The organism is Maribacter aquimarinus (genome assembly GCF_047345505.1).
Taxonomy (GTDB): Bacteria; Bacteroidota; Bacteroidia; order Flavobacteriales; family Flavobacteriaceae; genus Maribacter.
This window is the reverse complement of sequence record NZ_JBLFEO010000025.1, coordinates 20,099-43,612: the sequence shown is the minus strand read 5'-3', so window position 1 is coordinate 43,612 and position 23,514 is coordinate 20,099. Positions and strand designations below refer to the sequence as shown.

General features: G+C 49.5%; 18 protein-coding genes. 11 read left to right on the top strand and 7 right to left on the bottom strand.

Annotated elements, in window-relative coordinates; genetic code table 11:
* Positions 1–22 precede the first annotated feature (22 nt).
* Both ppk2 (ACKWCC_RS15490) and ppk2 (ACKWCC_RS15485) read right to left on the bottom strand, forming a co-directional pair.
* Positions 23–790 carry a polyphosphate kinase 2 gene (gene ppk2 / locus ACKWCC_RS15490; protein ID WP_413996867.1) on the bottom strand — a complete coding sequence of 256 codons (768 nt, stop codon included), beginning with the start codon at positions 788–790 and terminating at the stop codon, positions 23–25.
* Between the two features lie 3 nt (positions 791–793).
* Positions 794–1,642, bottom strand: coding sequence for a polyphosphate kinase 2 (ppk2, locus tag ACKWCC_RS15485; protein ID WP_413996866.1), 849 nt, complete (start codon positions 1,640–1,642; stop codon positions 794–796).
* A 270-nt stretch (positions 1,643–1,912) separates the two neighbouring features.
* Between ppk2 (ACKWCC_RS15485) and ACKWCC_RS15480 the strand changes: the two genes are divergently transcribed.
* The 6 genes from ACKWCC_RS15480 to ACKWCC_RS15455 all read left to right on the top strand — a co-directional run bounded on the left by ACKWCC_RS15480 (position 1,913) and on the right by ACKWCC_RS15455 (position 9,494).
* On the top strand, positions 1,913–2,419 hold the full coding sequence (locus ACKWCC_RS15480; protein WP_413996865.1) for a ferritin: 507 nt from the start codon (positions 1,913–1,915) through the stop codon (positions 2,417–2,419).
* 808 nt (positions 2,420–3,227) lie between these two features.
* Positions 3,228–3,794 (top strand): DUF3575 domain-containing protein, encoded by a 567-nt coding sequence (locus tag ACKWCC_RS15475; protein ID WP_413996864.1) that lies wholly within the window; start codon positions 3,228–3,230, stop codon positions 3,792–3,794.
* 228 nt (positions 3,795–4,022) lie between these two features.
* Positions 4,023–4,214: a hypothetical protein gene (locus ACKWCC_RS15470; RefSeq protein ID WP_413996863.1), complete on the top strand. Its 192-nt coding sequence runs from the start codon at positions 4,023–4,025 to the stop codon at positions 4,212–4,214.
* Between the two features lie 495 nt (positions 4,215–4,709).
* On the top strand, positions 4,710–5,984 hold the full coding sequence (locus tag ACKWCC_RS15465) for a ribonucleotide-diphosphate reductase subunit beta (protein WP_413996862.1): 1,275 nt from the start codon (positions 4,710–4,712) through the stop codon (positions 5,982–5,984).
* On the top strand, positions 5,985–7,772 hold the full coding sequence (locus ACKWCC_RS15460; RefSeq protein WP_413996861.1) for a ribonucleoside-diphosphate reductase subunit alpha: 1,788 nt from the start codon (positions 5,985–5,987) through the stop codon (positions 7,770–7,772). It begins immediately after the preceding gene.
* Between the two features lie 150 nt (positions 7,773–7,922).
* On the top strand, positions 7,923–9,494 hold the full coding sequence (locus ACKWCC_RS15455) for a protein adenylyltransferase SelO (RefSeq protein ID WP_413996860.1): 1,572 nt from the start codon (positions 7,923–7,925) through the stop codon (positions 9,492–9,494).
* Positions 9,495–10,389: 895 nt separating this feature from the next.
* On the opposite strand, the gene ACKWCC_RS15450 is transcribed toward ACKWCC_RS15455, so the two are convergent.
* Positions 10,390–11,160 carry a LytR/AlgR family response regulator transcription factor gene (locus ACKWCC_RS15450; RefSeq protein ID WP_413996859.1) on the bottom strand — a complete coding sequence of 257 codons (771 nt, stop codon included), beginning with the start codon at positions 11,158–11,160 and terminating at the stop codon, positions 10,390–10,392.
* 458 nt (positions 11,161–11,618) lie between these two features.
* Here ACKWCC_RS15450 and ACKWCC_RS15445 point away from each other — a divergent pair, with 458 nt between their 5' ends.
* Positions 11,619–13,397: a T9SS type A sorting domain-containing protein gene (locus ACKWCC_RS15445; RefSeq protein ID WP_413996858.1), complete on the top strand. Its 1,779-nt coding sequence runs from the start codon at positions 11,619–11,621 to the stop codon at positions 13,395–13,397.
* Between the two features lie 218 nt (positions 13,398–13,615).
* Here the strand turns inward: ACKWCC_RS15445 and mnmE are convergent, their stop codons facing one another.
* Positions 13,616–14,986 (bottom strand): tRNA uridine-5-carboxymethylaminomethyl(34) synthesis GTPase MnmE, encoded by a 1,371-nt coding sequence (gene mnmE, locus ACKWCC_RS15440; RefSeq protein ID WP_413996857.1) that lies wholly within the window; start codon positions 14,984–14,986, stop codon positions 13,616–13,618.
* Between the two features lie 264 nt (positions 14,987–15,250).
* Between mnmE and ACKWCC_RS15435 the strand changes: the two genes are divergently transcribed.
* Positions 15,251–15,700, top strand: coding sequence for a hypothetical protein (locus ACKWCC_RS15435; RefSeq protein ID WP_413996856.1), 450 nt, complete (start codon positions 15,251–15,253; stop codon positions 15,698–15,700).
* Between the two features lie 288 nt (positions 15,701–15,988).
* On the opposite strand, the gene dnaN is transcribed toward ACKWCC_RS15435, so the two are convergent.
* Together dnaN and ACKWCC_RS15425 are read right to left on the bottom strand one after the other, a co-directional pair.
* Positions 15,989–17,107 carry a DNA polymerase III subunit beta gene (dnaN, locus tag ACKWCC_RS15430; RefSeq protein ID WP_413996855.1) on the bottom strand — a complete coding sequence of 373 codons (1,119 nt, stop codon included), beginning with the start codon at positions 17,105–17,107 and terminating at the stop codon, positions 15,989–15,991.
* A 254-nt stretch (positions 17,108–17,361) separates the two neighbouring features.
* Positions 17,362–18,192 carry an SAM hydrolase/SAM-dependent halogenase family protein gene (locus ACKWCC_RS15425; protein ID WP_413996854.1) on the bottom strand — a complete coding sequence of 277 codons (831 nt, stop codon included), beginning with the start codon at positions 18,190–18,192 and terminating at the stop codon, positions 17,362–17,364.
* 127 nt (positions 18,193–18,319) lie between these two features.
* Here ACKWCC_RS15425 and ACKWCC_RS15420 point away from each other — a divergent pair, with 127 nt between their 5' ends.
* From ACKWCC_RS15420 to ACKWCC_RS15410, 3 genes are all read left to right on the top strand, one after another.
* Positions 18,320–19,273, top strand: coding sequence for a PhoH family protein (locus tag ACKWCC_RS15420; RefSeq protein WP_413996853.1), 954 nt, complete (start codon positions 18,320–18,322; stop codon positions 19,271–19,273).
* A 5-nt stretch (positions 19,274–19,278) separates the two neighbouring features.
* Positions 19,279–20,241 carry a phosphoribosylaminoimidazolesuccinocarboxamide synthase gene (locus ACKWCC_RS15415; RefSeq protein WP_413996852.1) on the top strand — a complete coding sequence of 321 codons (963 nt, stop codon included), beginning with the start codon at positions 19,279–19,281 and terminating at the stop codon, positions 20,239–20,241.
* A 521-nt stretch (positions 20,242–20,762) separates the two neighbouring features.
* Positions 20,763–21,968: a vWA domain-containing protein gene (locus ACKWCC_RS15410; RefSeq protein ID WP_413996851.1), complete on the top strand. Its 1,206-nt coding sequence runs from the start codon at positions 20,763–20,765 to the stop codon at positions 21,966–21,968.
* 19 nt (positions 21,969–21,987) lie between these two features.
* Here the strand turns inward: ACKWCC_RS15410 and ACKWCC_RS15405 are convergent, their stop codons facing one another.
* Positions 21,988–23,412 carry an L-serine ammonia-lyase gene (locus tag ACKWCC_RS15405; protein WP_413996882.1) on the bottom strand — a complete coding sequence of 475 codons (1,425 nt, stop codon included), beginning with the start codon at positions 23,410–23,412 and terminating at the stop codon, positions 21,988–21,990.
* Between the last annotated feature and the right edge of the window lie 102 nt (positions 23,413–23,514).

The following is a 23,514-nucleotide window of genomic DNA, read 5'->3' as shown; positions in this document are numbered from 1 at the left end:
AGCACAGCGGCTTTTCAAAAGCTCAGGAGGTATAGGGAATGGTGTCCAGGATATGGGAAATGGCCTCCAATCTGGCCGATGACTTTTTGTTGGCGTCAATGATTGTCCAAGGGGCAATCTCGGTATGGGTTTCTTGGAACATCCGTTCCTTGTATTCCGTGTACTTGTCCCACAATTCCTGGGCCCTGGAATCCACCGGGGTCATTTTCCAGCGTTTCAGCGGGCTTTTTTGCATGTCCATGAACCGTTTTGCCTGCTCTTCCTTTGAGATGGAAAAATAGAACTTGATGAGGTAGGTGTTGGATTCAATGAGCATTTTTTCAAAATCGTTCACGTGCCCCATAAAGGTCTCGTACTCCTTTGGGGTACAAAAACCGTTCACGGGCTCCACTACGGCGCGGTTGTACCAACTCCGGTCAAAAAGAACCATATGGCCAGGGTTGGGCAGGTGGTTCACGTAGCGCTGAAAAAACCACTGTTTGTGCTCATCCTCGGTGGGCTTGTCCAGGGCCACGATACTGAAGTGGCGCGGATTGATGTATTCCGTAATGCGGCGTATGGCGCCCCCTTTGCCGGCGGCATCACGGCCTTCGAACAAAATGACCACCTTTTTGTCGTTTTCCATTACCCACTGCTGCAATTTGATCAGTTCTTCCTGTTTTTTCTTTAGGCGGCTCACATATTTGGCCTCTTCCAGGGCCTGGGCAACGTTTAGTTTACGGCTTCCAAAAAGGGCGTAATAGCCAATTTTGGAATTGAGCAGGTCTAGCTCTTCTTTGGTCATATCCATGGTTTAAACATCTATTTGTAGTACGCTTCGCTGGTAGCGCATGATCACGTTCGGGTCCGCCAGGAGCGTGGCTCCGGTCTTGCCTTTGCCCTCGTAATCGAATTGGGAGAGCACATGGCGCATGCTCTCCAAGCGTGCCACTTTTTTATCGTTGGTCTTGACAATGGTCCAGGGACTGAAATTGGTGTGTGTCTTGCTGAACATTTCTTCCTTGTAGTGCGTATATTCATCCCAGAGCTCCTGTCCCTTCATGTCCACCGGACTGAACTTCCATTGCTTCAGGGGATTGTTGAGCCGGGACTCGAACCGTTTTTTCTGTTCTTCCTTGGAAATGGAGAACCAAAATTTTATGATTTTCAGGTTGTCCTCGTACAAGAGGTGCTCAAAGTCCGGCACTTGCTCCATAAATTGGTTGTATTGGGCCTTGGTGCAAAAGCCCATTACGGGTTCTACCACGGCCCGGTTGTACCAACTGCGGTCAAAGAAAACAATTTCCCCGGGATTGGGCAGTACCTTTATATAGCGCCTAAAATACCATTGGCCCCGTTCCACCGTGGTGGGCTTGGTAAGGGCCACCACCCTGGAAGATCTAGGGTTCAGGTGTTCCTTGAACCTTTTAATGGAGCCGCCCTTGCCCGCGGCGTCCCGGCCCTCAAAAATAATGGCCACGCGTATTTTGTTCTGGGCCACCCATTTCTGCAAGTTCACAAACTCGGTCTGCAACTTCCTCAATTCTGCTTCATAGCGTAGTTTTTTTAGGGTTTTGTCTATGGGGATGTGGTGTTTTTTGGCAATGGCAATGAGCTCCTTTTTGGTTTTGGCTTGCTGCAGCTGTTTTGCGGTGAATGGCATAAACTCAATTTAGTGGTTCTTGAATGCGCTTTTTTTTTGTGTACCGGCGTCAAGAACTGTTCTGGCTATGGTAAAGAACCGAAATTACGTTGGGAATTACAATGATGCCTTGGAAAAAATCCGAGGAAAAGGTCCCTTTGCCTTCCTTCTGAGGGCCCGTGGCAAAGCGGTATGGCGGAAACCAAATTCTTATGGAAACATTGATAATTACTATGCCCCGGTATTGACGCCTGCCAAAAACAATCTTATCTTTGTGCAAAAGTTAAAGATATGAACAAAGCAATAGAGGCGTTGCTCAACGACCAGATCAAGTTCGAGGCCAATGCATCCATGCACTATTTGGCCATGGCTTCGTGGGCAGATAACGCCGGTTACAACGGCATCGCAGAATTTTTTTACAATCAATCTGAAGAAGAGCGGGCGCACATGCTCAAATTGGTAAAGTTTGTGAACGAACGGGGCGGCACCGTGATTGTGCCCGAACTGGACAAGCCAAAGGCCAGTTATACCTCCCTGCACGAACTGTTCGCCGATTTTCTCAAGAGCGAAATGTTCGTCACAGAACAGATCAACCATGTCATCTTTGAGTGCTTGAACAAAAAGGACTACAACGTGCACAACTTCATGCAGTGGTACGTTACCGAGCAGTTGGAAGAGGAGGCCGTGGCGCGTACCTTGTTGGATAAATTGAACATCATTGGGGACGATAAGTCTGGCCACTATATGTTTGATCGGGACATCAATACCATTGCCACAGCAGTGGATGTGGAGGAATAAAATAAAACGCAGAAGGACATAAAGGCTTTGGAAGAATTCCAAAGCTTTTTTTTTGTCTTTTTGTGGGCAATGGCAATGGGAGTTAAACCCTGCGGCCAGCCCCGAGACCAATGGTTATTTTCCTAAAATGCCTCTCGTGCGGGCCTGGAGGTAGTTTGCTTGACAGAGCTGGGCCAAGCGTGCTGGTCAAGAACCGGACGTATGTGCCAGAAGGGCGCACTTTTTTAGGAGTGCGTGTTAAACCCAGATAATCAATTGAAATTCCCCGCCGCAATCGTAAAAGTCTTGGTTTTATTGGTCCGGAGTACTCGGGATACACCCTCGTGACGAAAGTCCACTGCATAATCTGGGTCAAAAACTAAAGGGAAAAGGAATTTTGGGCTATATTTGTCATTATTTAGATTTAATTAAAATAATGATATCCACCTTCCTGAACAACCCCTGTATCATCGCCGTGCCAGACTGTGGGGCCTGCAGTACCGTGGGCAAAAAGAAGAAGTGCTGTAAAAAATATAAGAAAAAGGGGAAGAGCAATTGCAAGCGCTGTCCAAGAATATAATGGGGTGCGTAGCGCTGCCTCTGCCTAGGATTCACCTGTGTCAACCAAACGGATGGGATGCGCATGCGCATGCGGACCAATGATACCTTGCTCGGTATTGAGCAGCTTGGCCGGGGCACCATTCTAAAGCCGGGACCATATACCCAGTGGGTGTTTCATTAAAAAAATGTACATTGTACCCTAAGAGCGAAAATCCAGGTTTGGTAAATACCGGGTTACGCGCAACCAGTACGAACCAAAAAGCTTGAGATGATGAAAAAACCAATGGCTGTGCTCTTTTTTGTGATGTGCGCACTAACGGCTTACGCACAGGACGACCCCAGGATGGACGACAAGCACGAGATCAAGACCAATGCCTTTAACCTCATTCTCTTTAAGGCGCCCCAATTTTCGTATGAGTACCTCATCAATGAGGAGTCTTCCTTCGGGGCCTCCATCATGTTCAATTTGGTGGAAACGGAAGACGGGAGCTGGTCAGACGAACCTTATTATTACGAACGATTTGCCTTTACCCCGTACTACCGGCGTTTTATAAGCAGCAAATATGCCAGGGGGTTTTTCTTTGAGGCCTTTGGCATGTACAACGTGCAGGGCGATTATGATGGCGACTGGGACAGTAATGGCGGGATCACCTACAGCGATGAAACCAGCGGCAACTTGGCCTTTGGCATCGCCTTGGGGGGCAAGTTGGTGAGCAAGGGGGGCTTCTTGTTGGAGTTTTACGGCGGTGTGGGCCGCAACATCATCACGGGAAATCAGAATTTTGCAAATGATTTTGTTCCCCGTGCGGGGCTGTCCCTGGGATACCGCTTTTAACCCAGATTAAGCAATAGAAATTCCCCGCCTGAAAGGAACGGGCAGGTATTACGGCTGTAAATCCCTGCAAAATCAATCGTTGCACTGACTTTTGCTCATTCACCGTAGCGATGGCTACCCGCCCGTACCGAATGGCACATTCGGGCGGGTGCCTCAATCGCAAAAGGCTTGATTTTATTGGGCTTTACACCCTCATCACGAAAGTCTACTGCATAATCTGGGTTTAAGGTGCGTGGGGGAGAGACCTTTGCGAAACACATCTTCCTTCCATCTAGGGGGTTCAATCCAGACGTATCGGACTATCAGAAAGAGGGTGCCACCTCCAATACCACCAAGACCTTTGCCATTGAAGATGACCACGGCCAAAGTGGTGGCGCTAAAGTGGGCGCGGCGTTTGGTTTTGCAGTCGTATTGGTTTAGTGCATGGTCTGGGTCTAAGGGAAGACACGGGACGTGAGGATGGCCATAAAGCACTATTGGCATCGCCAAAGGGTATAATGACCGGACCGGAGGCTTGCCTGGACCTTAAAAATGGGTTCCTTCCAATGCCTCGCGGGATTGCCCGGACCTAATGTGCTCCTTGTTCACGGCTGCGTAATTCCCGGCAATCCCCTTTTATACAGCTACCGTAGGGCAAGGGCACAGGCCCTTCTTTTTGTGGGTCCATGAGGCCCTCTTTGGTTTTGAGGCCTTCTGGGGCAGGAAGGCATCGTCCCACTTTTGTATAGCCTTTTTTTCCTTTCAAAGCCAATTTTTTTGTCCAAAAACATCAACTTTTTTTGGAGCCTACCATTTTATTGGGCCTCCCTGCGTTGTTGATAACAATGTGGAAAAACTTCATTCTCGGGCCATCAAAAAGCCGCCATAAAAGGGGATCTTTATGTGCTGTATCACGAACATTTCAAAAAAAACACTATGGAAATTACGCACCTCATCAAACGGGATTTTACCAAAAAACCCTTTCAACTGCACAAGATCACCAATGCTATTTTAAAGGCAATGACCGCTGTGGAGCACGGCGGGTTGGGCGATGCGGAGAAAATCACCCAAAACGTGCTGGCCTCCCTTTTGGCGCGAAGGGCAGAAGATGCCAACTATGTGCCCACCGTGGAAGAAGTCCAGGACTTTGTGGAGACCAAGCTCATGGAAGGTGGTTTTTTCGATGTGGCAAAGGCCTACATATTATATAGGAACGAGCAGACCTTAAAGCGGAAATCGAACATTTTTGAAAAGCGTGTGAACCTAAAGCCCTACGAGTACCCACAGCTCTATGAGTATGTGCCCGCCATAAGGCACTCTTACTGGATTCATACGGAATTCAATTTTACCAGTGATATACAAGACTTCAAGACCGGGCTCACCGAGTTGGAACGCAGCGCCCTCAAGAACACCATGCTGGCCATATCCCAGATAGAAGTGGCGGTAAAGAGCTTCTGGGGCGACATCTACCACAAAATGCCCAAACCGGAGATCGGTTCCGTGGGCTCCACTTTTGCGGAGAGCGAAGTGCGCCATGCCGATGCCTACAGCCATCTGTTGGAAATCTTGGGACTCAACGATGAGTTTAAAAACCTCAAGAAGAAGCCCGTGATCATGAAACGGGTGCAGTACTTGGAATCTGCCCTTAGAAATGCAAAAAGTGAGGACAACAAGGAGTATGCAGAATCCATTTTGCTCTTCAGTCTCTTCATTGAGCACGTCTCCCTCTTTTCCCAGTTTCTGATCATCATGGCCTTTAACAAGTACAAGAACATGTTCAAGGGCATCAGCAATGTGGTGGAGGCCACCTCCAAGGAGGAGCAGATCCACGGCGACTTTGGCATTGATGTGATCAAAATCATCAAGGACGAAAACCCGGATTGGTTCGATGCCGATTATGAAAGAATGATCCAGCAAATGTGCCAGGAGGCCTTCACGGCAGAGAGCAAGATCGTGGATTGGATCTTTGAGAAGGGGGAACTGGATTTTCTGCCCAAGGACGTGGTGAACGAGTTCATAAAGAACAGGTTCAACAATTCCCTCTCCAGTATAGGCATTGAAAAGATATTTGAAGTGAACGAGGCCCTATTGGAGCAGACAGAGTGGTTCGATGACGAGATCATTGGCACCAAGCACGGCGACTTCTTTGTAAAGCGCTCCATCAACTATAGCAAAAGAACACAAAGTATAACAAGTGATGACCTTTTTTAAATGAACGATTTGAACACTACCCAGCAGACAACAGAGAAGACAATTTCCGAGAGCGATCAACTTGTGCAGGCAAGAAGGGAAGCCCTCAAGGAAAAGAACCAGAACACGGCAGGCGGTTTTGAATGGCTTACCGATCACAGCCGAAACTTTTTGGCCTCCGGCTACCTTACCGGAAACCAAACGGCCGAAGAGCGCATCAGGGAAATTGCCGATCGGGCAGAACAACTTTTGAAGAAACCCGGATTCTCGGACAAGTTCTACAACTACATGTCCCAGGGCTTTTTCTCCCTGGCATCTCCGGTGTGGTCCAATTTTGGCAAAGAGCGCGGCTTGCCCATTAGCTGTTTTGGATCGCACATTGATGACGATATGGGCAACATTCTCTATACCCAGTCCGAAGTGGGAATGATGTCCAAGTTGGGTGGTGGCACCTCTGGATATTTTGGTAAGATACGCCATCGTGGGGCCGAAGTGAAAAACAACGGACAGGCCTCCGGGGCCGTGCACATCATGCAGCTCTTTGAGTCCATGGTGGATGTGGTGAGCCAAGGTTCCGTGCGCCGTGGCAGGTTTTCCCCCTATTTGCCCGTGGAACACCCGGACATTTCAGAGTTTTTGGAGATCGGTACCGAGGGCAATCCCATTCAAGAGCTTACCCACGGGGTAACCGTTACCAATGACTGGATGGAAGAAATGGTGGCCGGCGATACCGAAAAGAGGGCCATTTGGGCCAAGGTGCTGCAGCGCAGGGGCGAAATGGGCTACCCCTATATCTTCTTCAAGGACAACGCCAACAACGGGGCGGCAGATGTTTATAAGGACAAGCAGCTGCCCATTTATGCCAGCAACCTATGTACGGAGATCATGCTGCCCAGCAATGACAATTGGTCTTTTGTGTGCGTACTCTCTTCCGTGAACCTCTTACACTATGACAAGTGGAAGAACACCGATGCCGTGGAGACCATGGTGTGCTTCTTGGATGCTGTGATCACTGAGTTTTTGGAGAAATTGGAAGCCTACCGCGACGCGGACAACAGGGAAGATCGGCAGACCTTCCTCTTCATGGAGCGTGCCTACAACTTTGCCAAGGACAACCGTGCCCTGGGCTTGGGCGTTCTCGGGTGGCACTCTTTGCTACAGTCCAAGATGCTGCCCTTTAACAGCCAGGAGGCCTATGACCTTAACAACGAGATCTTCAGGACCATAAAGGAAAAATCCTATAAGGCATCCGAGGAATTGGCGGCCACCTTTGGCGAGCCAGAGATCTTGAAAGGTTACGGCAGAAGAAATGCCACACTGAACGCCGTGGCGCCCACCACCTCATCGGCCTTTATCCTTGGGCAGGTGTCCCAGGGCATAGAGCCCATCTGGAGCAATACCTACGTAAAGGACATTGCCAAGGTAAAGACCACCATCAGGAACCCCTTCTTGGTGGCCCTTCTGGAGGAAAAAGGCAAAAATACCACAGAGGTGTGGAGAAGCATACGCGACTATGACGGTTCCGTACAACATTTGGATTTCTTGACGGACCAGGAAAAGGATGTCTTCAAGACCTACTCCGAAATAGACCAGCTGGACATAGTGTACCAAGCGGCCAACCGCCAGAACCACATTGACCAGGGCCAGTCCGTGAACATCATTGTGCATCCGGACATGCCGGTAAAGGAAATAAACAAAATACACGTTACCGCCTGGAAGTTGGGCCTTAAATCGCTCTACTACCAACACAGCATGAACGCGGCACAGAAATTCAAGCAGAAGAAAGATTGTGCCAGTTGTGAAGCCTAAGACGCCGACATACACAGTGGGATAATGTGTACCTATTCAAGGGAAGCCCGGACAATGACTGTCCGGGCTTTCTTTTTTGCGGGGCCACCAAGACAGGGTACTGGCCATCCCAAAAGAAGGTGGTAACTTTGGAGAAAAGGAAGAGAACAGATGACCCTACTTAAGCTCCATATAAATGATGTCTTTACAAAAAAATTACCGGCAGACCCCGCTCTGGAAAACACGAGGCGGCAGGTTGCCCAGGCCTGTTTTTCTTACGTGACCCCAAAGAAGACCAGCGCGCCGGAGCTGCTGCACCACTCGCCCGAGATGTTAAAAGAATTGGGCCTTACCGAGGCCGATGCCCAGAGCGACCTGTTTTTAAAGGTGTTTACCGGAAACGAACTCTTGCCCAATAGCAGGCCGTATGCCATGTGTTATGGGGGCCACCAGTTTGGCAGCTGGGCCGGCCAATTGGGAGATGGCCGTGCCATAAACCTCGCGGAGGTGCAGCAGGACCAAAAGATATGGGCCCTGCAACTCAAGGGAGCGGGAGAAACGCCCTATTCCAGAACGGCCGACGGGCTGGCCGTGTTGCGGTCTTCCTTACGGGAATATCTGTGCAGTGAGGCCATGCACCATCTGGGCGTGCCCACCACCAGGGCGCTTTCACTGGCCCTGAGTGGGGACCAAGTGCTCAGGGACGTTCTGTACAATGGAAATCCCGCCTACGAAAAAGGGGCCATTGTTTGCCGGGCGGCCCCATCGTTTCTGCGTTTTGGCAGTTACGAAATTTTTGCCTCGCGCAATGATACCGCCACCTTAAAGACCCTGGTGGACTATACCGTGGAACGCCATTTTCCCCATTTGGGCGCCCCGTCCAAGACCACATACCTCCATTTTTTCAGGGAGGTGGGGCAGCGCAGCATGGAGATGGTGATGCACTGGCAACGGGTAGGTTTTGTGCACGGGGTCATGAACACGGACAACATGTCCATCTTGGGCCTCACCATAGACTATGGCCCCTATGGCTGGCTGGAGGGCTATGACCCAGGCTGGACCCCCAATACCACCGACCGTGTCCACAAGCGTTACCGCTACGGTACCCAGCCACAATTGGTGCTGTGGAACCTGTATAAATTGGCCAACGCCCTTTACCCCCTTATTGGGGAAGCAGCCCCCTTGGAAGCCATTTTGGCCCAGTTGCAGCAAGATTTGGAGACATCCCATCTAAATATGATGCGTTCCAAATTGGGGCTGCAAAAACCTGAGCGATCGGACGCTAAGCTCATTACAGACCTAGAATCCGTGCTACAGGCCACCGAAACCGATATGACCTTGTTCTATAGGCAGTTGTCCCATTTCACTGCACAGGGTGGGGATAGCGGTCTGGCCGCCATACAGATGGCCTTTTATGCCCCAGAGGAGGTGGTGGGCGATGTGAGGGCACAATGGGAGGCCTGGTTTTTGGCCTACCGAGAGCGACTGCAAAAAGAAGACAGGAAAGACAGGGAACGTGCTGCGGCCATGAATGCCGTAAATCCAAAATACGTGCTCCGGAACTATATGGCCCAAATGGCCATAGACGCCGCTGAACAAGGTGATGTCACGGTTTTGGACGAACTCTTTCAGCTACTGAAAAAGCCCTATGACGAGCAACTGCCCCATGAAAAGTGGTACGCCAAACGCCCCGAGTGGGCCAGGAACAAAGTGGGCTGTTCCATGCTGAGCTGTAGTTCTTGAGCAGGGTTTTGCCAATGGTATGGAACCTTGGCAAGATAGCCTTGAGCTTATGGAAAACGGCTTTCTCGATATGTACAGAACCAAATAAGCCAACACAGTTACCTACTCCGGGTTTACTTGGCCCGTAAACAATGCCCATCTCCCATCGGATACTTTGGTATGGACACCGGAAACCGATGATAGGGAAAGGATTGATTTTATCCATTACCTTCCAAATGAGGAATTGAACCTGAAAAATGTTGTTCTTGTTGGCCCTGTTGGGAGTATTCTAAGGGGAGGGCGGGTAATGGACATCCCCGGGAATAATCGATTTTTGGTGCCCGAAGGGGTCTGGCCCTCGGACCACAAAGCAGTTCTTGCCACGTTTCAACTTTTTAAAAAGTAACTGAAGTCATACGCCAAAGCCTAGCTTTTTTTGGCCATTTTGGTGTATGTTCAACGAATTTTCAAGCTGTTTTAAGGACACCTCTTTGCGCTCTTTCAAGATGACTTTGGCTCAATCTTAACCCAAGTTATGTATTGGAAGATCATTGAGAAGTTTTTAACTTGCATCTGATTGCCTGACTAAAATGCAAGTGTCAGTCTGAGCGCCCCCTAAGAATAGCATCGAAGCCCGATTTAGGGCATTAAACGTTCTCTACTCACAAATGATAGCGACCGAAAATTTAATGGATTGATGATCAAATTAATAATCAGTTCAAAATGATGAGCACTTATCTACTGACCTCTATAAAATAGATAGCCATCAATGAAGACTAGGAGCCATAAAATTTAAAAATGTCAAGTTTTTTGCGCAAAAAACTTGACATCCAATTTGTTTAGATTTGTTTGCGCCATAACTTGGTTTAAGGGCTAATCTCTCAAATACCAGCATAAATAGCTCAGATACTCACTTTTAGATTTTGTTTAGAAACTGATCTTTAAATTTAGCGCTGATAGAAAATTTTTTTCCATTTTTTAACTCTAACTCAGTAGTGGAAAAAGACTTTAGGTGTTTTTTGTTAATAATGGTTGAACGGTGAATTCTTAGAAATCCATAACCCATCATATCAGTTTCCGCCTTTTTCATTCGCTGAAAGCAAAGAAAGTTCCCATTTTCCGTAATGTAGTTTACATACTCTCCACTAGCTTCCAAATAAAGGATGTCAGAAGGTAGCAGATGAACATTTTTGCCGCCACTTCGGATGACTATGGGTTGGGTGATGATCTTGGATGCCAGGTTCTTATTTTCCCTTAAGTATTTTTCCTTCGCTGCTAGTCCCCACTCATATATTGTATAGCTATATCCCCAAAAAACAAAGGCCGCTGACGACATAACGATAAAATAAATCGCGCGTTCAGGATAATGGAAAACAGAGTCTATCCCCACTTTATGTTGTAATACAAAATATACAAGGCAAAAACGGAAAGTACTGAATACAACCACGGAACCCCAGAAGAACAATCGCGGAAATTTCTTTCTTTTACCTATCAAGAAGTATCCTGTAAAAAGCATGCCTCCAATAAATATTGTCAATGTTATGGCGAGTACTATTGATACATCCATAGCAAAAAATTGCCTGTACCAAAAGAAGAATGGCAAAAACCAAAATAACGACCATGCCAAGCATTTTAACCAAAATCTTCTGGACGGAACCCTATTCATTGAAAATTTCATTGAACTCATTGAAAATACCCTCATTATAATACTAAGGGCATAGTAAGTGCTGTTGTTATCATTGTTAACGTGGAAACTCAAAGTACATATAATGCTGTAGTATTCAAAAAGAACAGTGCAATTAAATAACTTAAAATGTTTAAAAGTGAAATTATAAGGAAAGCACAAAGCCTTAATTTTTTGTACAATTATATTAGAGTGTCTAGTAGTTAACGCAAATAAGCGACAGCTAGGGCAAAATAGACCTCCAACCCGCAAGATGGTTGATCGCGCTAACTGCCATTGGCTAGTTAACACAAAGCAGCGCGGTAGGGGGAGTTGTCAACGCCGGACATAGGTCAATGGCCGGGGAGATTACGATAGAATAATGAAGTGTAATTTGGCAGAATGGAATATGTGAATAGATTTTCTGCAATCAGAGACAATGCAACCCGCTTGATTTTATAAATACTCATTTAATCTTAAAGATGAAAACCAAATTCTTGCTCGCCCTATTTTTTATTACTATTTCGTACAATGATTTCGTTTTTGGGCAGACTTCAGTATGCCCAGACGATCCCCCGGCCAACCCTTTTCTTGCGGATTCACCCTATCCGATTTTTCACAGAAACAATTATTGCCAGGCATCTACATGCTTGCCCGGTCCGATGCCTGGAGATTCCCTACGAGTTATATATCGAAAAAAGATAAAGGGCAGCACCTCACCGTATACGTATCTATCCGAAAAATATCCAAATGGTAAACGGGTCATGCTACAGTCCAACGCCACTCATGTTTTTAAGTTTATAGATGAAGGAGGAAAAATTAAAACAATAGACAGTTTGCGAATCGATTTTGATGCCTTCAGATCTTTTGGCTGGTCTTTTTTTCAAGGAAAAGACAAAATATGGTATACTTTTGACCCAAAACCCTTACGAAAGTTTCCATATCGGAGTTCAAAGTTGTTCAAACTTTCCGATGCCGATGTGAACGATCCGTATTCGGATATCGTTGTGCTAGATACTTTTGATTTTGGTAAACTGGGAATCCATAGAGTTCCTAATTTCACTCTGTTGTATGACGGTAATATTGCTTTTTTAAGTAGGCGGGAACCTAAGGCCGATTACGCCACTATAGGTATTATTTCCCCTGATTTTGAGTTATTGGATAGTTACCGTATACCAACTATGGGAGATGAAATCTTGACCCACAACCTGCTGGCCGCAGATGAAGAAAATAACTTCTATATCGTAACCACCAAAAGAATGTTACAGATCAAATGGGACGGGTCAAAAGTATCAACAGGATACAGTGCTATCTATGATTTTGTGGCGGATGGCCCAACCGGAACTTTCGCGGAAGGAAGCGGAACCACGCCTACTTTAATGGGTTGGGGAGAAGGCAATGATAAGATTGTCGTGGTCGCCGATGGGCATGCAAACAATAACCTTGTTGCATTTTGGAGAGAGTTGCCCGAGAATTGGGAAGGTATACCAGGACGTGATATACACTTTGCTGGATCTATAAAGCTCCCGGCCGCTTTTACCTTTAATAATCAATTTCAGTCCATTGAAAATTCGCCCTGTGCCAACGGTTATGAAATAGCCGTAGCTCAATTTAATGGTTTTTTGGGACAAAAATGCCCAACGGTAAAAGGCGTGCAGAAACTTCATTGGGATACGGATGCAGATAAATTCGTTATCGACTGGGTAAATACAGAGGTTAATTTTAACAATATCCTTACCTATAGCCGTGGTTCCAATTTGGTTTATGGGAGCGGTCGAAAGGATTCTGATTGCAATTACTATTATTATGGCATTGATTGGACTACCGGTGAGGTGGTACTTGAAGTATATCTGGGACCCAGGGGCCCTTTTACAGATAATCGCTATGACGATGGGGGCAACGCCCAGGTTATAGATGAGAAAGGTAATATCTTTTTTTCAGGAGGGGCCTCATTGGTTAAAATTGAAATAGTGGCAAGAGCTGGCGATAAAGAGGAGGTGCCTTTGGAAGAAAACCCAACCCCGAATGAAAAAGACAAATTCAGGATGTTTCCCGTCCCAGTAGACAGCACACTTTATATTGAAGGTCTTGGGTTGGAAGATCGAGGATTGTATCGCATTTTTGGTATCCACGGCACATTGATCAAGGAAGGCGAACTAGAAGGCGATAGCATTGATCTTAAACAGCTTGCCAGCGGGTTATATTTCTTTGAATATCACGGTCAAGAAAAAAAATGGACAAAAAAGTTTATTAAGAAATAACGCTAATTTGCTTACGTTTTCAGTACTTGTCAACAGATTGGCAATACATGTTTTAATGACTAACCGATTATTTGTAGGCTGGATTTTTTGGAAGGTCTCAACTGATACGTAGAATTTAAAATTTGGTTGCTATGGTTAGTTTGATTAACTGGTCGTTTATTGTATTTGTCGCAGATCAAACATATAGATTCAATTCTGGACTCAGATTAGGCATTTATTTACTTCCCTATACAAAAATTGGAAAAGATATTCCCCAACAGATCGTCCGTGGAGACCGCGCCCGTTATTTCCCCCAAGTGCATCAGCGCTTCGCGGATGTCAATGGCCATAAGGTCGCTGGGCAGTTCCGTGTCCATGCCCTCCTTTACTTTTTGTATGGCCTCCAAGGCTTTCAAGAGGGCATCATAGTGCCTGTTGTTGCTTACAATGGTATCGTTTTGGCCCATGGCCCCCGCCTGGGAGCGTGCCAATAAAGTGGTCCTCAAGGTTTCCAGGCCTTCCCCGTTCTTGGCCGCCATTAAAACAAGGTCGTTGTACCGCTGTTTCAAAGTGGTGCGTCGGCTTTGGGGCACGGCATCCACTTTGTTGGCAACGAGCAGTATGGACTTGTCCGGATATTTCTGCTGTAGGGCCTTGATTTCCCTGTCCTTGTCTTGGCCGGCCTCAAAGAGGTACATGACCAGTTGGGCCTGGGTGATCTTTTCAAGGGCCCTGGCAATGCCTATTTGCTCCACCTTGTCCGTGGTCTCGCGGAGCCCGGCCGTATCAATGAACCTAAAATTGATGCCGTCAATGGCGATCTGATCCTCTACCGTGTCCCTTGTGGTTCCGGGAATATCGCTCACAATGGCACGTTCCTCGTTCAAGAGGGCATTGAGCAGGGTGCTCTTGCCCACGTTGGGCTCGCCCACAATGGCCACGGGAATACCGTTCTTGATCACATTTCCCAGGGCAAAGGAGTCAATGAGGTTCTTGAGCACCTGGGTAATGCGCTGCAACAGTTGGTTAAATTGGGTGCGATCGGCGAACTCCACGTCTTCCCCCGAGAAATCGAGTTCCAGCTCGATCAAGGAGGCAAAATTGAGCAGTTCTTGGCGCAGCTCTTGGATCTGGTTGCTAAACCCGCCCCGCATCTGGCGCATGGCAATATCGTGCGCCGCCCGGCTGTCGCTCGCTATGAGGTCTGCCACCGCCTCCGCTTGGCTAAGATCCATTTTCCCGTTGAGAAAGGCCCGCATGGTAAACTCCCCGGCGGTGGCGGCACGGCAGCCTTTCCTCAAAAAAAGCTGTACGACCTGTTGTTGTATGTAGGTGCTGCCATGGCAGGAAATCTCCACAACGTCCTCTCCGGTGTAGGATCGGGGGTTTTTAAAGACGGATACCAGTACCTCGTCCAAGATGTTGTTTCCATCCACGATATGGCCCAGGTGGATGGTGTGACTTTTTTGCGTTTCCAGTTTCTTATGGTTAGCGGCGGTAAAGTGATCGCTGGCCAGGGCAATGGCCTTTGGCCCGGAAATGCGGATCACCGCAATGGCACCCATTCCGGATGGGGTGGCAAGGGCAATGATGGTGTCGTTGGGTAACATAGGGCAAAAATAGACAATTAGGGGTTTCTGGGGCTTGCAAAGTCCAAGATTGTGGTTCGCGGCGATTTTGCCAAAGTAATGGATTTTTAAGGTCAACCATACGGCCATGGCCGCAATGATCGTATCTTTGAATCGGAAAAAGTAAACCACTTCGGGGCAAGCCCACGAGCCATTATTGAGAAACTGAATTTTAATTTCTAGGCAAGCCTCGGAGTAACAAATCTTTTGGCGGTGCCAATGAATAGGGAATTAAATCGACTAAGCATGAAAAAGAGCATCATTTGGGCTGTTTTGGCCTTGGGCTGTGTTTCCGGCGTATGGGCCCAAGAGGTGCCCGCGCCGCAGGAAACCCCGGCAGAGGTGAAAAATGAGGTGGAAGTGGCCAAGGAAAAGGAGACCGGCACTCAGGTAGGGGCGGCCGAGGAAGCCAGAAAGAAGGCCAAAAAAGAGGCCAAGCGCAACAAAAAAGCATCCAAGGCCGAGAAGGAGAGGGCCAAATTGGAAAAACTGAAAAAGGAGATTTCCAAGAAGGAGGGGGCCTTAAAAAAGAACCAGCGCAAGGTGGACAAGCTCCGCACCAAGCTCACCAAGGGTCAGGCCAAGGGGGCACTTTCCCCGGTGGACATTGACAAGATAAACCAGAAGATAAACGCACTCAAGGCTAAAAACCTCAAGATCGAAGAGCGGCTGGCCAAGCTGAACAAAAAACGCTAGTCACGGCACTAGGGCAAGCGGAAGCAAGAGGCCAAGACTTTGTTGTGCTTCTGCCACCGGATGTTCTCCAGCTTGCGCTTTTTTAGGTTTTGGATACTGGATAACGGTGGCGCACCGTTCTGTGCGTATGGACCACGGGCTGCAGATGCACCGCCTTTGCCTTGGCTTAAAAGTTGGGCTTTCCTGCAGGGCCCTTATAAAAACAACCCCTTTGACACTCAAAGGGGTTATTTTTGTTTTGTTTCCGTCTTGTGGAAGCGCCCAAGCAGCTCTTCCCGTGAGGGCCTTTTATGTGTTGAGCATCACCGGCATCACCAGCATGGTTACCTGCTCTCCTTCATCAAGGCCATCCGTGGGGGTGAGGATACCGGCCCGGTTGGGCAGGCTCATCTCCAGGGAAATCTCGTTGGAAGATAGGTTGTTGAGCATCTCTGTCAAAAAACGGGAGTTAAAGCCAATTTGCATATCATCCCCTTGGTAATCACAGGTTAGCCGCTCTTCCGCCCTGTTGGAATAATCGATGTCCTCTGCCGAAATGTTCAGTTCTGCCCCCGCTATCTTAAGGCGGATCTGGTAGGTGGTCTTGTTGGAAAAGATGGAAACCCGTTTCACGGAGCTTAAAAATTGGTTTCGGGCAATGGTGAGCACATTGGGATTCTCCTTGGGGATCACCGCCTCATAATTGGGGTACTTGCCATCCACGAGTCGGCAAATGAGCTCAGTATCATCAAAAGTGAAGCGGGCGTTGCTCTCGTTGTATTCAATGGTCACCTCAGACTCACTTCCAGCTAGGATGCCCTTGAGGAGCGTCAAGGGTTTTTTGGGCATGATGAATTCCGCCACCTGGGCCGCCGTGACGTCCGTTCGCTGGTATTTTACCAATTTATGGGCATCCGTGGCCACAAAGGTGAGGTGCTCTGGGGAAAACTGGAAAAACACGCCGCTCATGACCGGTCTAAGGTCATCGTTGCCCGCGGCAAAGATGGTCTTGTCAATGGCCGTGGCCAGTATATCTCCCATAAGGCTTGTGGTGCTTGGATCGGAGAGTTCCACGGCTTTTGGAAATTCGGCCCCATCGGCGTAGGCCAGGGCATACTTGCCGTGGTTGCTGCTGATCTCCATGGTATTGTTGTCTTCCACGGTAAAGGTAAGGGGCTGTTGCGGAAAGGTTTTCAGGGTCTCCAAGAGCAATCTGGCCGGCACGGCTATGGCACCCTCACTGTCTGTCTCCACCTTGAGCACGGAACTGATGGTGGTCTCCATATCGGAGGCGGAAACAACCAATTTGTCCTTGCTCAGGGCAAACAGGAAATTGTCCAGGATGGGAAGGGTATTGTTGTTGTTGATCACCCCGCCCAGGGTTTGAAGCTGCTTTAACAAATAGGTGCTGGATACTATAAATTTCATAATCTGCTTTGGTTTATGGCAAGTCTTTTATGGCGGAATGGCCCAAAGTGGCTTGGTGCCACTCCAAAAACCTGCCAAAACAAAGATATTTTAATTGCTCCTTTGTGGGAAACAAACTTATTAACAGGTGCGGCCCCTTCTTTTTTCGCGGCAGCTTCCCAATACATTGGCGCGATCTAGCCATTTGCCCCTAAATGGCCCAAGTTATCAACGTTGTGAAAGGGCGCGGGCGTGCAGACGTAAGGGGCGGGGCCCTATAAAAAGTCCACGATCACGGTGTCCCTGTATTCCAGCCCCAACAAGGTGGAAGCCCCACCAACGGTTTGTAAATTGCTCCGGTAAATGGCCAGCTCCAAATATTGGTTGGAGTTGAACAGGGCCAGGAGGGTACCGTCATATTGTCTGGTGCCCTTCCCGTTGTCATTGTTTTCCACATCGCTGTAGGTGTGGTAAATGGTCTTCAGTTTATGGTTCCTGACCTGGACCTGATAAGCCCTTCCCTTGGCATAGGCATCAAAGAATGGTTTTTTGATGTTGGTCACCACATTGCCATAATTGTCCACATAGATCACGTTCCCCACCAGCTGTTTTCCGCCATCTGCCACGCGCGGCGTAAATTCCCGCAAGGTGTTCAGTTCGGAATAGGGCTTGCCCACTACCTCCAGGGTGCCGCCCCTGGCCAGGTGGCAGGCCACCGGAACAAAAATGCTGGCCGTGGGAAAAGCATCCTTCACGGAGTTGGGCATGGCGATCTCCACAATTTTTTCTGGAGTGGTCCCTGCCGTGATCAGCCCCACAACCCCCGTATTGGCCGCGATGAAATAATGCCCGTTCACCAAAACGGCAATGTGCTTTTTTCCAGCTGTGGGCGCTGCATCCACCCCGACCACATGGATGCTTCCCTTGGGAAAGGCGCCATAGGAATTCTCCAACACATAGGCGCACTCCTGTATGTTGAAAGGGGCAATGTGGTGGGAGATGTCCACAATTTTGGCGTCTGGGAGTTCACTGTAGATCGCGCCCTTGACAACGGCCACAGAATGATCCTTCAATCCAAAATCCGTCGTAAGCGTTATAATGGCCATACAGCACTGTTGATATGTTTTTAAACCGGCAAACTTAAAATATGTGTAAATTTGATGGCAAAATTAAACAAAAAAAGCCTTGGCACACGGAGAACCCACCAAGGTAATATCCCTAAAATAGCGCTGTTTGAACGAACGTACCCTAGAACTCACAGACATTGGCCCCCGGGATTTTTTTGGCCAGGGCAATGTAAACATCGATGTCATAAAAAAGCATTTCCCAAAATTGAAAATCGTGGCCCGCGGCAATAAGGTAAAGGCCTTTGGGGACGAAGCGCTCTTGGAGCAGTTTGAAAACGGTTTTGACCGACTTACCCGTCATTTTTCCAAGTACAACAAGTTGGACGAGAACACCATTGAGCAACTGTTGGCCGATGGGTACGGGCAACCAGAGGACACCGGGGAGAAGGTGACGCAAACCTTGGTGCACGGGGTTGGTGGGCGGCTCATCCGGGCGCAGACGGCCAATCAGAAACTATTGGTGGAAGCGGCAAGCACCTCGGACATGGTCTTTGCCATAGGGCCCGCCGGTACGGGAAAGACCTACACGGGCGTTGCCCTGGCCGTTAGGGCGCTCAAGGCCAAGGAGGTAAAGCGCATTATTCTTACCCGGCCCGCGGTGGAGGCCGGCGAAAACTTGGGATTCCTGCCCGGGGACCTCAAGGAGAAGCTGGATCCCTACATGCAGCCCTTGTACGATGCCCTCAGGGACATGATCCCCCCGGAGCGGTTAACCCATTACATTGAGAACGGCACCATCCAAATTGCGCCCATGGCGTTCATGCGCGGCCGCACCTTGGACAACGCCTTCGTGATCCTGGACGAGGCGCAGAACACCACCCACGCCCAGATGAAAATGTTCTTGACGCGCATGGGCAGAAATGCCAAGTTCCTGGTCACGGGAGACCCCGGCCAGATAGACCTGCCCCGGAGGGTCATATCCGGCCTCAAGGAGGCCTTGCTGGTACTGCAGAACGTGGAGGGCATAGAAATCATCTACTTGGACGATCGTGATGTGATCAGGCACAAGTTGGTAAAAAAGGTCATTGCCGCCTATAAAACCATAGAACACCAAAATTGAGCATTATGGCCCAAGCTTTGTACAAGACCCATTTTTCGTTCCCAGGCCAAACAGCGGTCTATAAGGGCAAGGTGCGCGAAGTGTACACCCTGCAAGACGATCGTTTGGTCATGGTGGCCACGGACAGATTGTCTGCCTTTGACGTGGTCATGCCAAAGGGCATTCCCTATAAGGGTCAGATCTTGAACCAGATCGCCACCAAAATGATGGAGAAGACCGCGGACATTGTTCCCAATTGGCTCATGGCCACACCCGACCCCAATGTTGCGGTGGGCCATGCCTGTACGCCCTTTAAGGTAGAGATGGTGATCCGGGGCTACTTGGCGGGCCATGCGGCGCGGGAATATGCCTTGGGCAAGCGCACGCTCTGCGGGGTGCCCCTTCCCGAGGGGCTCAGGGAAAACGATGCCCTGCCCGGGCCCATCATCACTCCGGCCACCAAGGCGGAAATGGGCGATCATGACGAGGACATCTCCAAGGAAGAACTGTTGGCAAGGGGCATTGTCTCCGAGGAAGACTATGCCATTTTGGAGCATTATACCTATTTGCTCTTTCAACGGGGCACCGAGCTGGCAGCGGAACGCGGGCTCATTTTGGTGGACACCAAATATGAATTTGGGAAGACAAATACGGGCAAGATCGTGCTCATAGACGAGATACACACCCCGGACTCTTCCCGCTATTTCTACGCCGAGGGCTATACGGAGCGTCAGCGCAACCACGAGCCCCAGCGCCAACTGTCCAAGGAATTTGTGAGGCAGTGGCTCATGGCCAACGGTTTTCAAGGTCTGGAGGGGCAAACATTGCCAGAAATGTCGGACGAGCTCATCCGTTCCGTTTCCGATCGCTACATAGAACTGTACGAAAAGATCACCGGCGAACCCTTTGAGCGGGCCGATACCAATCACATAGAAGAACGGATAGAGCGGAACGTGCTTCAATACCTCCACAAGAGCACCTCCTCTTAACCTTTGCGGTGGGGTGCTCCTGTGCCCCCTGCCCCAAAGGGGGCTTGTTCCTTTCCAATACCCGGGGTTTCCCTACAATGGCACCGACCCCTGCCCGTGGCGCTGCGGGTCCGGGCGGTACTCCCAAGGTTATGTTTGTCCTGTCCGCTTTTGCCCAAGGCAAATCGAATTTTAACCCAGATTATGCACTGGACTTTCGAAATGAGGGTGCAAAGCCCAATAAAATCAAGACTTTTGCGATTGAGGCGTAGCCATCGCTACGGTGAGTGAGCAAAAGTCAGTGCAACGATTGATTTTGCAGGGATCTGCAGCCGTAATGGAATTTCTATTGCTTAATCTGGGTTTAACAGCAAGCGGGCGCAACCTCTTCACAGAACGGCATCTTATGCGTGTAGGGCCATCTTAGTGGAGCAATGGGTGAACCAAAAAACTATGGAACACCCTTTGGAACCTGATTATCGGCGCTCTAACCAGGGCCAATAAGCCGGGAAGGTCTTCATCTAAACCATAAATAGCAACAGATGAGAACAATAGTCAATTTTTTGGGATTTTTTTGGTTGATGGGCCTGCTCGTGGCTTGTGATGACGCAAGCGGTGAGGCAGATGCGCTTGGCAATGGTCTGGAGGGCATGTCCGTTTCCGATGGAGCCTACTCCGAAACCGGTGGCGGAAGTCCCGGTAACGGAAGTGGCAATGGACAGGGCGGAACGGCCGGTCTGGTAACGGCCGCAGAGTGGAATGACCTGGAGCATTGGTCTTTTTGGGAAGAACTCCTACAGACCGATGCCTTTGCCAACAAGCCCGATTATTGGAAGTTCTATCCCAACAATAGATTGGCCGTGCGCGTTTTTGATGCCGCTGGCAACCCGATATCGGACCAAAGCGTAACCCTTCAGAATGGCGACCGGGTGATCTGGGAGGCCAAGACCGACAACTTTGGCTCGGCAGAGCTGTTTGTGGGCCTTCGCCAGCAGACAAACAAGGTGGACCTTTCCACCTATGGGCTGTATGTGGCCGGGATGCCCCATACCGCCCACCTAAAATGGTTTCAGGAGGGCATCAATGAATATCGAATGAACGGCGGCGGTGCCGCGAGCGACAAAGTGGAACTGGCCTTTGTGGTCGATGCCACGGGCTCTATGGGAGACGAGTTGGAATTTTTGAAAGAAGACCTGTTGAGCGTCATTGAACGGGTCAAGGGAGATGCGCCCGAACTGGACATTGCCACGGCAAGTGTCTTTTACCGCGACACGGAAGACGACTATTTGGTGCGCCATTCCGGTTTTGCCCGGAGCGTAACCACTACCCTGAATTTCATTTCCGAGCAAAGTGCAGATGGTGGCGGCGATTTTCCGGAAGCCGTGCACAGCGCCCTGAATACGGCCTTGAATGAGCTGCAATGGTCCGGTACAGCGCGTACCCGCATTGCCTTTCTCCTCTTGGACGCGCCTCCGCACAACAATGCAAATGTTATCTCCAACCTTCAGGATGCCATAGTCCTAGCCGCCAAGAAGGGGATAAAAATAATCCCCATTACGGCCAGTGGCATCGATCAAGAGACCGAATACCTGATGCGGACCTTTGCCATTGCCACCAATGGCACCTATGTCTTCATTACGGACGACAGCGGCATAGGCAACGACCATTTGGAGGCCAGTGTGGGCGAATACCAAGTGGAGAAGCTAAATGACCTGATGGTACGGCTCATAGGCAAGTATGCGCAATGATTTTTTCCCCTTCCTGCGATCAGCAATCGCTCAGGAACACCCCAACGGCCAAACCGCCCTCCGAGGTCTCTTTGTATTTGGAGCTCATATCCTTGGCCGTTTCCCACATGGTCTGTACCACTTTGTCAAGGGGCACCTTGGCATCCTTGGGGTCGGAGCCAAGGGCCAGTTCCGAAGCGTTGATCGCCTTTATGGCGCCCATGGAATTTCGCTCAATGCAGGGCACTTGAACCAGCCCCCCGATGGGGTCGCAGGTTAGGCCCAGATGGTGCTCCATCGCAATTTCCGCGGCCATCAAGACCTGCTCCGGCGTGCCCCCCAAAAGGGAGGTGAGGGCTCCGGCGGCCATGGCCGAGGAAACCCCGATCTCTGCCTGGCACCCGCCCATGGCCGCCGATATGGTGGCCCCTTTCTTAAAGATGCTGCCAATTTCCCCGGCCACCAGTAAAAACTCTTTGATATGCTCAAAATTGCCGGCGTGGTTCTCAATGACCAGGTAGTACATCAATACGGCCGGGATAACACCGGCACTGCCGTTGGTGGGAGCGGTGACCACCCGCCCCAGGGAGGCGTTTACCTCGTTAACGCTCAAGGCAAAGCAGCTTACCCATTGTAGGATCTGCCTGAATTTCACCTCGGTCTGCCGTATGCTCTGCAACCACTCCTGGGGGGTGTCATAAGGCACATCGCCCTTTAATTTTTCGTGCAGGTCAAAGGCCCTTCGTTTAACGCGCAGCCCGCCGGGCAAGGTGCCCTGGGTATGGCATCCTATGTACATGCACTCCAGCATGGTGTTCCAAATGCGCTGCAGTTCGCCGTCTATTTGGGAATCGGTCCGTAGGGAGCGTTCATTGTCCAGTACGATCTCCCAAATGCCCTTCTTCTCCCGGGCGCAATAATCCAGCAGTTCCGCCCCCGTTTGGATGGGATGCGGAAAGGTGTTGAATGCCGCCTCTTTTTTCTTGGCGTTCTTGCGTTCCTGGACCACCACAAAGCCCCCGCCGATGGAATAATAGGTATTGGTCTTCTTTTTGCCGTTTTTTAGGACGGCCTCAAATTTGAGTCCATTGGCATGATAGGGCAGGAATTTCCTATGGTACACCAAATCATTCTCCACAGAAAACGGAATGCGCCGCTCCCCGTTCAATAAGAGCGTTCCGGTTTTCTTTATTTCCTGTATGGTCTCTTCAATGGCCGTGATGGGAATGCGTTCCGGATCGGTGCCAGAGAGTCCCATAAAGATGGCATAGTCCGTGGCATGGCCCTTGCCCGTGAGGGAGAGCGACCCGTAGAGATGCCCTTTTACAGTCACCACCTGGTCCAGTGCCCCTTGCCTTTCCAAAGACTGGAGCCAACGTTGTGCCGCCCGCCAGGGCCCCAAGGTATGGGAGCTGGAGGGGCCTATGCCTATTTTTAGCATATCAAAGACACTGATGCATTCCATTTGTAACATGACCCTAAATTTTATTGGGGCCAAGATACGAACAAAGCGGGTGTTTTACCGTTGTTTTTTTGTCTTGCGGTGCCTGGATGGCGCCTTTGGGAG